Source organism: Paraburkholderia caledonica, assembly GCF_000383275.1.
GTDB lineage: Bacteria > Pseudomonadota > Gammaproteobacteria > Burkholderiales > Burkholderiaceae > Paraburkholderia > Paraburkholderia caledonica.
Window position 1 is genome coordinate 993,786 of the sequence record NZ_KB911034.1, and the last position, 12,853, is coordinate 1,006,638.

9 protein-coding genes and 2 tRNA genes are annotated in these 12,853 nt (G+C 60.9%); 7 read left to right on the plus strand and 4 right to left on the minus strand.

Annotated elements, in window-relative coordinates:
• The first annotated feature begins 51 nt into the window (after window positions 1–51).
• From clpX to H281_RS0104645, 6 genes are all read left to right on the plus strand, one after another.
• On the plus strand, window positions 52–1,323 hold the full coding sequence (clpX, locus tag H281_RS0104620) for an ATP-dependent Clp protease ATP-binding subunit ClpX (RefSeq protein WP_020065906.1): 1,272 nt from the start codon (window positions 52–54) through the stop codon (window positions 1,321–1,323).
• A gap of 199 nt (window positions 1,324–1,522) precedes the next feature.
• Window positions 1,523–3,946, plus strand: coding sequence for an endopeptidase La (gene lon / locus H281_RS0104625; RefSeq protein ID WP_020065907.1), 2,424 nt, complete (start codon window positions 1,523–1,525; stop codon window positions 3,944–3,946).
• A gap of 352 nt (window positions 3,947–4,298) precedes the next feature.
• On the plus strand, window positions 4,299–4,571 hold the full coding sequence (locus H281_RS0104630) for an HU family DNA-binding protein (protein WP_006048930.1): 273 nt from the start codon (window positions 4,299–4,301) through the stop codon (window positions 4,569–4,571).
• 145 nt (window positions 4,572–4,716) lie between these two features.
• Window positions 4,717–4,792, plus strand: a tRNA-Val gene (locus H281_RS0104635).
• 56 nt (window positions 4,793–4,848) lie between these two features.
• A tRNA-Asp gene (locus H281_RS0104640) sits at window positions 4,849–4,925 on the plus strand.
• A gap of 83 nt (window positions 4,926–5,008) precedes the next feature.
• Window positions 5,009–6,946, plus strand: a complete 1,938-nt coding sequence (locus H281_RS0104645; RefSeq protein WP_020065908.1) for a SurA N-terminal domain-containing protein — start codon at window positions 5,009–5,011, stop codon at window positions 6,944–6,946.
• A gap of 215 nt (window positions 6,947–7,161) precedes the next feature.
• Here the strand turns inward: H281_RS0104645 and H281_RS0104650 are convergent, their stop codons facing one another.
• Both H281_RS0104650 and H281_RS0104655 read right to left on the minus strand, forming a co-directional pair.
• Window positions 7,162–7,503: a hypothetical protein gene (locus H281_RS0104650; RefSeq protein WP_027804287.1), complete on the minus strand. Its 342-nt coding sequence runs from the start codon at window positions 7,501–7,503 to the stop codon at window positions 7,162–7,164.
• A gap of 117 nt (window positions 7,504–7,620) precedes the next feature.
• Complete coding sequence (locus H281_RS0104655) at window positions 7,621–8,310, minus strand: arylesterase (RefSeq protein WP_020065910.1); 690 nt, start codon at window positions 8,308–8,310, stop codon at window positions 7,621–7,623.
• Between the two features lie 28 nt (window positions 8,311–8,338).
• Here H281_RS0104655 and H281_RS0104660 point away from each other — a divergent pair, with 28 nt between their 5' ends.
• Window positions 8,339–9,025, plus strand: a complete 687-nt coding sequence (locus H281_RS0104660) for an ABC transporter ATP-binding protein (protein WP_027804288.1) — start codon at window positions 8,339–8,341, stop codon at window positions 9,023–9,025.
• 152 nt (window positions 9,026–9,177) lie between these two features.
• Here the strand turns inward: H281_RS0104660 and pgi are convergent, their stop codons facing one another.
• Entirely contained in the window at window positions 9,178–10,800 is a 1,623-nt protein-coding gene (pgi, locus tag H281_RS0104665) for a glucose-6-phosphate isomerase (RefSeq protein WP_020065912.1), read from the minus strand.
• A 432-nt stretch (window positions 10,801–11,232) separates the two neighbouring features.
• Window positions 11,233–12,831, minus strand: coding sequence for a bifunctional ADP-dependent NAD(P)H-hydrate dehydratase/NAD(P)H-hydrate epimerase (locus H281_RS0104670; protein WP_020065913.1), 1,599 nt, complete (start codon window positions 12,829–12,831; stop codon window positions 11,233–11,235).
• Between the last annotated feature and the right edge of the window lie 22 nt (window positions 12,832–12,853).

Consider the following 12,853-nt stretch of genomic DNA (forward strand, 5'->3'; position numbering starts at 1 on the left):
CTGGGGCAAACGGCGTATCATGTAATCGAGTGTCCGGAGGCTCACACATCTATGGCGGACAAGAAAGGTTCTAACAGCGAAAAGCTGTTGTATTGCTCGTTTTGCGGCAAGAGCCAGCATGAAGTTAAAAAACTGATTGCCGGCCCGTCGGTGTTCATCTGTGATGAATGTATCGACCTGTGCAACGAAATCATTCGCGATGAAGCAGCAGGCGCGGGTATCGAGGCGGGCTTGTCCAAGTCCGATCTGCCGAGTCCGCAGGAAATCCGTGAAATCCTTGACCAGTATGTGATTGGTCAGGAACGCGCGAAGAAAATTCTCGCGGTTGCTGTGTACAACCACTACAAGCGCCTGAAGCATCTCGACAAGAAGGACGAGATCGAGCTGTCCAAGAGCAACATCCTGCTGATCGGCCCGACCGGTTCGGGCAAGACCTTGCTCGCGCAAACGCTCGCGCGGCTTCTGAACGTTCCCTTTGTCATTGCAGACGCAACTACGCTGACTGAGGCGGGTTACGTGGGCGAAGATGTCGAGAACATCATTCAGAAACTGCTGCAGAACTGCAACTACGAAGTCGACAAGGCCCAGCGCGGCATTGTCTATATCGACGAAATCGACAAGATCAGCCGGAAGTCGGACAACCCGTCCATCACCCGCGACGTGTCGGGCGAGGGCGTGCAGCAGGCGCTGCTCAAGCTGGTTGAAGGCACGATGGCGTCGGTGCCCCCGCAAGGAGGCCGCAAGCATCCGAATCAGGACTTTATTCAGGTCGACACCACGAACATTCTGTTCATCTGCGGTGGCGCGTTCGACGGCCTTGAAAAAGTCATCGTCGATCGTACTGAAAAGACCGGCATCGGCTTTGGCGCAAGCGTGAAGAGCAAGCAGGACCGCGACGCCGGCGAAGTGCTGCGTGAAGTGGAACCGGAAGATCTGATCAAGTTCGGTCTGATCCCGGAACTGATCGGCCGTCTGCCGGTGGTGGCCACGCTCGGCAAGCTCGACGAAACCGCGCTGATGAAAATTCTCGTAGAACCGAAGAACGCGCTCGTGAAGCAGTACCACAAGTTGTTCAACATGGAACGCGTCGAGCTCGAAATTCGCCCGGCTGCGCTGCAGGCCGTGGCGCGTAAGGCGATTCGTCGCAAGACGGGTGCGCGCGGGCTGCGCTCCATCCTGGAACAGGCGTTGCTTGACGTGATGTACGACCTGCCGCAAATGAAAGGCGTGAGCAAGGTCATCATCGACGACAATGTGATTGACGGCGACGGCAAACCCTTACTGATCTACGAAGACGCGCCTAAAGTCGCGGGTTCGAACTGATCGGCTTCGGGTACTGCAAAAAGCCGTTCATGGCGACGTGAACGGCTTTTTCGTTTATCGTGTGGTCAGAATGGTTGTTTTCACAATGGAGTCACTGAACCTTCGGAGTCACTGAACTTTTCCCACACGCGGAGGCCTTGCAATAGTTTCTGCTGGCCTCACCTATCGAACGAACTGATTCCACTCATGGGGAAATGAAATGTCAGGAACCCAACTCCTCCCGCAGGAACGCATTACGCTCCCGCTGCTCCCGCTGCGCGACGTAGTCGTTTTCCCGCACATGGTGATTCCGCTCTTCGTAGGCCGCCCGAAGTCGATCAAGGCTCTCGAAGCAGCGATGGAAGGCGGCAAGCACATCATGCTCGTCGCCCAGAAAACGGCTGCTAAAGATGAGCCGACCGAAAAGGACATGTACGAAGTAGGGTGTATCGCCAACATCCTCCAAATGCTGAAGCTGCCGGATGGCACCGTCAAGGTGCTCGTCGAGGGCTTGCAGCGCGCGAAAACGCTTTCCATCGAAGAACAGGAAACGCAGTTCTCGTGCGAAGTCATGCCGCTCGAACCCGACCACGCCGACAGCGCTGAAACCGAAGCGCTGCGCCGCGCGATCGTGTCGCAGTTCGATCAGTATGTGAAGCTGAACAAGAAGATCCCGCCTGAGATCCTGACGTCGCTGTCGGGTATTGACGAAGCAGGTCGTCTGGCCGACACGATCGCGGCGCATCTGCCGCTCAAGCTCGACCAGAAGCAGCACATCCTCGAAATGTTCCCGGTTATCGAGCGACTCGAGCATCTGCTCGCGCAACTCGAAGCCGAAATCGACATCCTGCAGGTTGAAAAGCGCATCCGTGGGCGTGTGAAACGCCAGATGGAGAAGAGCCAGCGCGAGTACTACCTGAACGAGCAGGTCAAGGCGATCCAGAAGGAACTCGGCGAAGGCGAAGAAGGTGCGGACCTCGAAGAACTCGAGAAGCGCATCACGGCTGCCCGCATGCCGAAGGAAGCCAAGAAGAAGGCCGACGCCGAGCTGAAGAAGCTCAAGCTGATGTCGCCGATGTCGGCTGAAGCCACGGTCGTGCGCAACTATATCGATACGCTGATCGGCTTGCCGTGGCGCAAGAAGAGCAAGGTCAACAACGACCTCTCGAATGCGGAACGTGTGCTCGACGAAGACCACTTCGGTCTCGAGAAAGTGAAGGAACGCATTCTCGAGTATCTCGCGGTCCAGCAACGTGTCGACAAGGTGAAAGCGCCGATTCTGTGCCTCGTTGGGCCTCCGGGTGTCGGTAAGACGTCGCTGGGCCAGTCGATCGCTCGCGCTACGAACCGCAAGTTCGTGCGTATGGCGCTCGGTGGCGTACGTGACGAAGCCGAGATTCGCGGTCACCGTCGTACGTATATCGGTTCCATGCCGGGCAAGATTCTGCAAAGCCTGACCAAGGTCGGCGTGCGCAATCCGCTCTTCCTGCTCGACGAAGTCGACAAGATGGGTCAGGATTTCCGCGGCGATCCGTCGTCGGCGTTGCTCGAAGTGCTCGATCCGGAACAGAACCATACGTTCGCCGATCACTACGTCGAAGTGGACTTCGATCTGTCGGACGTGATGTTCGTGGCGACGTCGAACTCGCTGAACATTCCGCCGCCGCTGCTCGACCGGATGGAAGTGATCCGTCTGTCGGGTTACACGGAAGACGAAAAGGTCAGCATCGCGCAACGTTATCTTTTGCCGAAGCAGAAGAAGAACAACGGCCTCAAGGATGGCGAGGTCGATGTGACGGAAACCGCGATCCGCGACATCATTCGTTACTACACGCGTGAAGCGGGCGTGCGTTCGCTCGAGCGTGAGGTGTCGAAGATCTGCCGCAAGGTCGTGAAGATGCTTCTGCTGAAGAAGGCGGAAGGCGCGGTGAAGGTCGACGGTAGCAACCTCGATACGTTCCTCGGCGTGCGCAAGTACGACTTCGGTCTGGCCGCCAAGGAAAATCAGGTGGGCCAGGTCACGGGTCTCGCGTGGACGGAAGTGGGCGGCGATCTGCTGACCATCGAAGCCGCCGTGATGCCGGGTAAGGGCAATGTGATCCGCACGGGTTCGCTGGGCGACGTGATGAAGGAATCCGTCGAAGCAGCACGCTCGGTGGTCCGCTCGCGGTCGCGTCGTCTTGGCGTCAAGGACGAAGCGTTCGAGAAGCAGGACATTCACATCCACGTGCCTGAAGGCGCAACGCCGAAAGACGGTCCTTCGGCTGGTATCGCGATGACGACTGCGCTGGTGTCGGTGCTGACCGGTATTCCGGTGCGGGCTGACGTCGCGATGACAGGCGAAATCACGTTGCGTGGCGAAGTGCTGCCGATCGGCGGTCTGAAAGAGAAGCTGCTGGCGGCGCATCGCGGCGGCATCAAGCTGGTGCTGATCCCGGAAGAAAACGTCAAGGACTTGACGGAGATTCCGGACAACGTGAAGAACGCGATCGAAATCGTGCCGGTCCGCTGGATCGACAAGGTGCTCGAACTTGCGCTCGAACGTGTGCCGTCGCCGTTGCCGGAAGAAGAGCCGAAGCCGGCCTCGCCCGTCGCGGCTGAGCCGGGCAAAGACTCCGGCGCTACGGATGTCGTGAAGCACTAAGCTTTCAGCAAGATACTTGCTGTGCAAGAAAGAACCCGCGGCCTGAACGGCCGCGGGTTTTTTATTGCCGCACGCTTCGGAAGACACTCGCAACAACGCGCCTCGTGATCGCAGAAAAATCTATGTGAATTGCGGACACAGTACTCGTTGCGCGCGCATCTAATGCATCCGTTATCGGCATTTACGTCGCGTGACAAAGAGATCATCGGAATACGCCAAAATCAGGCTCAATCCCGGTTGACACGTGGGTTTCGGCCAATTCTAATGACTCGGCCCGGCATTACCGCCGGCTAGACGATGTCAGGCGCTGCAGAGCGCCGTTTCGGTTCTAAAAACATTCTCGGGGGTAGGGATGAACAAGACGGAATTGATCGATCACATTGCGCAGCAAGCGGAGATTTCGAAGGCTGCGGCCGGACGCGCGCTCGACGCCGTGATCGGCGGTGTGAAAGGCACGTTGAAGAAAGGCGGTTCGGTGACGCTGGTTGGTTTCGGCACGTTTGCCGTCGGCAAGCGCACGGCGCGCACAGGGCGCAATCCGCGCACCGGCGATGCGATCAAAATCAAAGCTGCCAAGGTGCCGAAATTTAGGCCTGGCAAAGCGCTAAAGGATGCGCTAAACTAATGGGCTTGCTGCTTGAGGAATTGCAGGTTCGTCAGAAAGAAGGGCGGCGAATCTGAATAACGGTTGCTCGGTTCGATGGTTGTTCAATCGGGCGCGAGGCGGACCATTCAGGCAGTAATAGCGGAAGCACAAGAATCATGAAGCCGGGTGCTTAGCTCAGTTGGTAGAGCGGCGCCCTTACAAGGCGTAGGTCGGGAGTTCGAGCCTCTCAGCACCCACCAGTTTCTGATTCTCTTAACGTGTTTCTGAGTAGTGACGCAGTGAAAGCGCAGTATAAGGAGTGGTAGTTCAGTCGGTTAGAATACCGGCCTGTCACGCCGGGGGTCGCGGGTTCGAGTCCCGTCCACTCCGCCAGTATCCTCGAAAGGCGAACTCCGGTTCGCCTTTTTTATTGCCCGCTGTTGTAAGATCGGGCGTTCTGTTTTTGGCTCTCACGCATGCTCGATTTTTTCCGCAATCACAAACGCCTGATGATGTTTATGCTCATCCTCGTCATTGTGCCGGGGCTGGGTTTTGTGGGTATTCAGGGCTTTCGCGGCTTCTTTGACGAAAGTGCAAACGTCGCAAGCGTCAACGGTCACAAGATCACGCGCGCAGAATACGATAATGCGATGCGTCAACAGCTTGACCGCGCCCGTCAGATGCTCGGTGCGCAATTCGACATGAAGGCGTTCGATACGCCACAACGCCGCAGCGAGATGCTCGACGGCCTGATTGAACAACGCGTGCTCGCCGATGAAACCCAGCGCCTGCACCTGACCGCATCCGACGACGCCGTGCGCCGCACGCTGCTCAACGATCCGGTGATCTCGTCGCTGAAGAACCCAGACGGCTCGATCGACGTCGACCGGTACAAGCAACTGCTTGCCATGCAGGGCATGACGCCCGACCAGTACGACGAGCGCGTACGTTACAGCATCGCTACTCAACAATTGCCCGCCAGCATTCAGGGCAGCGCGTTCACGTCTAAAACGCTTGCTCAGCATCTGACCGAACTCGCCGAGCAGCAGCGTGAAGTGCAGGGCATTGCCTTCCACCCGCGCGACTATGCGGCGAAGGTGCAGCCCACCGACGCGCAGTTGCAGGCGTACTACGACGCACACCGTAACGAATTCGCCACGCCGGCCACGGCGACCATTCAGTATCTGGTGATGTCGCCGGCCACGCTCGCCGCGTCGGTGCAGCCGAGCGACGCCGACCTGAAGAAGTATTACGACGACAACATCGCGCACTACCGCACCGAAGGTCAGGTACGCGCCAGCCACATTCTGATCACCGCGCCGAAAGACGCGAGCGCGGCCGACAAGGCCAAGGCGAAGCAGAAGGCTGAAGAGTTGCTCGCACAGATCAAGGCGCATCCTGAACAATTCGCTCAGATCGCGCAACAGAACTCGCAGGATCCCGGCTCGGCATCAAAGGGCGGCGATCTCGGTTACTTCGGGCGCGGCATGATCGCAGGCGGTCAGGCGTTCGACGACGCCGTCTTCGCTCTGAAGAAGGACGAGGTCAGCGGCATCGTGCAAACGGACTTCGGCTATCACATTGTCAAGGTCACCGACGTGAAGCCCGCCGTCACCAAGCCTTTTGACGAAGTAAAAGACCAGATCTCAAGAGACCTGAAAACGCAGCTGGCCAGCAAGGCATTCAGCGACGACTCCGAAGGTTTCACGTCGATCGTCTATGAGAAGGCGAAGAGCCTGCAGCCTGCCGCCGACAAGTACAAGCTGCAGTTGCAGACGGCCACGGTCACTCCGCAGCCCGATCCGAAGCTGCCGCCCGACAGTCCGCTGAACAACGCGAAATTCCTCGCCGCTGTTTTCGCGAACGACGCAGCCGTGGCGCGCAACAACACGCAGGCAATCGACGTGGGCTCAAACACGCTGATCGCGGCACGCGTTACCGACTATAAGGCTGCAGCTGTGCCGGCGCTCGACGCGATCAAGGACCTGGTGCGTCAGAAGGTCATCGCGGCTCAGTCGAACGAAGCCGCGCACAAAGACGGCATCGCGAAGCTCGCGGAGTTCGAGAAGTCGAAGGCGACCACGGGTTTCTCGTCGCCGTTGAAAGTGTCGCGCAACGACGCGCAAGGCGTGCCTCCCGCTGCGCTCAGCGCAATCTACAAGGCCGATGCGCAAAAACTGCCGGCATACGTGGGCGTTGATCTCGGTGACGACGGTTATGCCATCTATCGTGTGAACTCCGTCGTCGCTGGCACGCCGGTGGAACCGCAGCGTCTGGCCGCGGCGCAGCAGCAGATCGCGCAGGTAGAGTCGCAGTCTGAAGTGGAGACCTACGTTCAGGCGTTGCGTGCCCGGTCGAAAGTAAAACTGTACGGCTCGCTCGAGAGCAGCAACGCGCAGGCAAGCGACGAGTAAGCTTTCCAGCGAACGCTCGTTTGCGCGTCGGTGTTCGCGGCGCGCCTTGCGTTCACCTCTCGACTCGCAGCGAATCCACACAAGCCGCGCCGAACGCGCGAACACAAAAAAGCCCCGCAAATGCGGGGCTTTTTTGTGTTCGAATCTGATTCGATCGGTCATTCGGCGAATTCGAAGTTCACCGAACGGTTGCGTCGATCAGAGGGTGATCATGGTCAGAGGCATGAACTGATCGCGCTGGTGGCGTCGCTGCCCGCTGCTCCGTTCGCGCGGAAGCCGACCCACGAGCCCTTGCCAGAGTACGAAGGACGCACCACAGCGGCCGCGCCGTTGGGCGGTTGCTGGCCCGGCACATACACGTCTACAGCCTGATCGTTGGCCAAGGTGTCTTGCGACACGACTTGTTGCTGGGAGCCGTCTGCCCATTTTTGCGCGATGCAGGTCGCAACGGCCTTCGGCGGTTGCTGGCTTTGTCCGACGGACTGGACGCCAGCCGGCGGTTGAGCAGCGCAGGCGGAAATTGCCACGGTCAAAGCGATTAACGGTAAGTATTTCACGTTATCTCCTCATAAGTCGCTCGGTATCGAGCCGGGTCCACGGGATTGCGCAAGCATGAAATCAAGCTCGCGGATCCGTGTTCCGCGTAGTTCCGGAAACAAGCCGACAGCAGCCTTTCAGTGCGACGAACTTGTACGAAGGAGTGGCTTGACAGCGGGCCACACGTTGTTGAGTAGCACTGGCTGTGCCTGCTGCGTCGGATGAATCTGATCTGCCTGGAACATATCGGGCTTATCGGCAATGCCGGCAAGCAGGAACGGCACTAGCGGCACATTCAGTTGCTTGGCGAGCTGGCCGTATAGACCATGGAACTTTTGCGTATAGTCCGGGCCGTAGTTAGGCGGTACGTACATGCCCACGAGCACGACCTTCGCGTGAGCCTGCTGAGCCTGCTCGATGATCGTGCGCAGGTTATCTTCAGTTGTTGAAAGCGGCACGCCACGCAGCGCATCGTTGGCACCCAGTTCGACGATCACGATACTGGGCTTCAGACGTTGCATCAGCGCCGGCAAGCGGGCCCGCCCGCCGCTCGTCGTATCGCCGCTAATGCTTGCATTGGCGACGCTATAATCGATTCGCTCCTGGGTGAGTCGCTGGCGCATCAACGCGACCCAGCCAGTGTCGCGGGGCAGGCCGTATTCGGCGGATATGCTATCGCCAAGTACGACGATCACCGGTTTGGCCGCTTCGGGCGCATTGGCTGCGCGAACCGCGAAGGTCGTCGAAAAAAGGGCGGCCGCCACTATGACCGAGCCCCTTGCCACCGAGCTCGTTGCCGATGTCAGTGCATTCGCGCGAAGCTTCATGGCGCGCACTTTCAACCTACGCTTCACTATGCTAAACAAAACTGATCCAGTCATTGAAGTGCGGGGTTTGTGCAAGAAGGTTAAGGATGCGACGGGCGAACTGACCATTCTCGACAACATCGATCTGGCTATCGAAGCAGGCAGCAGTGTCGCGATAGTCGGCGCATCCGGGTCGGGCAAGTCTACGCTGCTTGGACTGCTCGCAGGATTGGACAGCGCGAGTTCGGGCTCGGTTCGGCTACTCGGACGCGAGCTCACCACATTGAACGAAGACGAGCGCGCGGCATTGCGCAGCGGCTCGGTCGGGTTCGTGTTCCAGTCGTTCCAGTTAATGCCGCATTTGACGGCGCTCGAAAACGTCACGTTGCCGCTCGAATTGCAAGGCGGCATCGGTACACGTGAAGCCGCACTGCGCGCACGCGGGCTGCTCGAACAGGTTGGGCTCGGTCAGCGCACCAGTCATTATCCGAAGCTGCTGTCGGGCGGTGAGCAGCAACGCGTCGCACTGGCGCGCGCGTTCGTGACGCATCCGGCCATTCTCTTCGCCGATGAACCGACGGGCAGTCTCGACGCCGCGACCGGCCACGCAGTGATCGATCTGATGTTCCAGATGAACCGCGCGAACGGTGCAACGCTGATTCTCGTCACGCACGACGTGGAACTGGCGCGCCGCTGCGATACGACCGTAACGATAGAAGCGGGGCGTCTCGCCTGACGCACAGGCTCGGTCAGGATTAGACATACACCGACGCAAAAAAGCGGGCCACAAGTGGCCCGCCCCGTACTTCGATCTGTACTTCGCCCTGTACTTCACTCAGCGCCAAACGCTGCACGCCGCCGGTTACACAGCCAACCGGCGCTCAAGTGTCAACGCTTCAAAGCGGCGCGCGCCCTTGCGATCAACGCGGAGGTCGACGAATCGTGCTTCTTTTCGTCGACGCTTGCGGCCGTCAGATCGGCCTCGACCACCTTGCCGAGAATCTTGCCTAGCTCGACGCCCCATTGATCGAACGGATTGATGTTCCATACCGACGCCTGTACGAGAACCTTGTGCTCGTACAGCGCGATCAGCGCGCCGAGTGAACGCGCCGTGAGCGCTTCGACCAGCAGCGTGGTGGTCGGCCGGTTGCCCGGAAACACGAGGTGCGGCGCCAGCTCCGGCTTGTCGGGACCGGCGACTTTTTTCGCTTCTTCGAGCGTGCGGCCGAGCATCAATGCTTCGCTTTGCGCGAAGCAGTTCGCGAGCAGCTTCGGATGATGGCTCACGAGCGGATGCTCTGGCGTCAGCACCGCAATGAAGTCGATCGGGACGATGGTCGGACCTTGATGCAGCATCTGGAAGAACGCATGCTGACCGTTCGTACCCGGCTCGCCCCACGTTACCGCGGAGGTCGGATAGTCGACCATTGCGCCGTCGAGACGCGCCGATTTGCCGTTGCTCTCCATTTCCAGCTGTTGCAGATACGACGGCAGGAAGTGCAGCGCCTCCGAGTACGGCGCGACGAGATAGCTCTGCGAGCCGAAGAAGTTGCGATACCAGATGCCGATCATGCCCAGCAGCACCGGCAAATTCTTTTCGAGCGGCGCGGTGCGGAAATGCTCGTCCATTTCGTTCGCGCCCGCCAGCAGCTCGCCGAACTGCTGCGGCCCGACCGCGATCATGATCGACAGACCGACCGCCGACCACAGCGAATATCGGCCGCCTACCCAGTCCCACATCTCGAACACGTTCTCTTTCGCGATGCCGAACTTGACGACTTCCGAAGGATTCGCCGACACACCGACGAAGTGCTTCGCCAGCGCATTTTCCGGGCAGCCCTTTTCCGTGAACCAGTCACGCAGCGAACGCGCGTTGGTCATGGTTTCGAGCGTCGTGAACGTCTTCGAAACGATGATGGCGAGCGTCTCTTCGGGGTCGATCTGCTGCATCACGTTGTAGAGATCGGCACCATCGACGTTCGACACGAAGTGCGTGGTGATTTCCGGCGTGGCCAGATGATGCAGCGCGTGCACGACCATCTTCGGCCCGAGGTCCGAGCCGCCGATGCCGATGTTCACCACGTGGCGAATGCGCTTGCCCGTGTAGCCGGTCCAAGCGCCGCTTCTCACCTGATCGGCGAATGCGGCCATTTTCGCTCGTTCGGCCTGCACCTGCTGATGGAACGGCGCGTTGGGGTTGCTCGCTCGCAGCGCGGTGTGCAGCGCGGCACGGCCTTCAGTGGGATTGACGACTTCGCCCGCGAACATCGCGTCGCGACGTTTCTCGACGCCGGCTTCGCGCGCGAGTTGCACGAGCAGCTTCAGGGTTTCGTCGGTGATGCGGTTCTTCGAGAAGTCGGCGGCGATGCCGCCGCCCGCGAACGCAAAGCGCTCGGCACGCGTCGGCGCGGGATCGTTCCCGGGAGCGAACCAGTCGCGCAGATGTGCATCGCGGATCTGCTCGTAGTGCGTTTGCAGAGAGGACCAGGAGGGGAGCGAATTCTGGGTCATAGCGTCCGTCTAACCAAGGGGCACAAAGAAAGGCGCGCGCGAGGCGCCGCCGAGGATGATGCAACGATGCTGTTAGAGCGAGGCAGCACGAAGGCAGCACGACCGCGTTCGCGGTGAGTCTTGAGCGCCCACGCAGTCATGAACGCCGGTTGATTCCGCCGCGTTTTGCGAGTGGCTCGCTACGAACCGCCACGCCGTCAGGCAGTATGCGCGCAGCAAGCGCGCTCAGTTCGCGTGCGGTCCGAACGCGGCCGCGGGTTCGACCGGTCAGCGCAGTTGCTCACGCACTCCTCACTCGATTACTCAGTATAACGGCGTTGCGTGACAGGCGGCAGCGCTTTGACACAAGCCGCGCCGGAAGCCAGCGACCCGATTCACCCACGATTCGCCCAATATCGCGCCATATCGCGCCATATCGCTCGATACCCTACATCACGATTGCGCCGATGGATAAAACATGCGGTTCAACAAGGTGCGCACCATCGGCGCAAGTTCGCCAGCCGTGAGGCCGGCGGGACCGTGGCCTTGCGCGCTCAGCGTGTCGGCGGCGAGGCCGTGCAGGTAGACGCCGGCCAACGCCGCCTCGTAACCCGGCAAGTGCTGCGCGAGCAAAGCGCCGATCATGCCGCCCAGAACGTCGCCTGTGCCGCCTGTCGCGAGCGCGGCATTTCCGGTCGGGTTGATCGTGAGACGGCCGTCGGGGGCCGCGATGACCGTGCCGGTGCCCTTGAGCACCACCACACTGGCAAAGCGCGCGGCGAGAGCCCGCGCGGCGGCGAGACGGTCGCGCTGCACGCGGACCACCTCGGTGCCAAGAAGGCGTGCGGCTTCGAGCGGGTGCGGCGTGAGCACGCAGGGATCGCCCTGCACGCCTCGCGCGGTCACGGCCACGGCCAACGTGGAGTCTTTCGAAATCAGATTGAGCGCGTCGGCGTCCAGGAGCTTCGGCACATCCAGTTGCAGCACATCGTGCAACACCCGCGTGGCGCGCTCGCCGTGGCCCATGCCGCAGCCGAGCGCCAGCGCATCCATCTTGTCGAGCGGCAAATCGTCGACGGCATGCAACATCAGTTCCGGATGCGGCGGGTCGTAGGGCGGGGCGCCGGCGCCGAGCAGCGCGACGTGGACCTTGCCCGCGCCAGTGTAGAGCGCCGCGCGCGACGCGAGAATCGGTGCGCCGCACATGCCCGTGTCGCCGCCAACCACGGCGAGGCTGCCGAACGTGCCCTTGTTGGTCGCGAAAGCGCGCGGCGGCAGGAACGAGCCAAAGAGTTCGGGCGCGTTCAGTTGCACCGCCGTGCGCGCGTTGCAATCGACGCCGATCGGCGCGACCGTCACCGAGCCGGCGAGATCGCGGCCTTGCGCCGTGAAAAGTCCCGGCTTGCCGGCGATGAAGGTAACCGTGTGGGTTGCGCGCACGGCTGCGTTGCCGTCGCCGTCGCCGTCACCGACGATCGTGCCCGTGTCGCTGTCGAGGCCGCTCGGCACGTCGAGCGCCAGCACGCCGCCTGTGTGCGGCCGGCTTTGGGCGCGTTGCGAGAGGTGCCGCGCGGTCGCGGCGAACACGCCTTCCAGTGGCCGCGCGAGGCCAATGCCGAACATGCCGTCGACGAGCCACGTGTAGCCGTCGAGCGAGGCGGGCGGCGTGGTGGCAATTGCGACGCCGGATGCGCGTGCCGTCGCGAGCGCCCAGCGGGCGTCGTCCGGTTTCACTTCCACCGGCATGCACAATTCGACGGCGATGCCGGCCTTGTGCAGCTCCGCCGCCAGAATCAGCGCGTCGCCGCCATTGTTGCCGGGGCCGGCTATCAGCCAGACGCGCTGCCTGGATTTTTCGACCGATGTATCGCGAGTAATCTGTTCGAGCAGGAAGCTGGCTGCCGCCTTGCCGGCGCGGTCCATCAGCGTGTGCTGCGGCAGCGAAGCGGCGGCTTGCGATTCCGCGATCCGCAGGTCGGTCAGCGTCAGCAGCGGGAGGGCGCGGTTATGCGGGCGAATCAGCGTCGGCGGCGTGAGGTCGGCTTCTGTCATGGCGAGGCGGGCGGTCACCCTT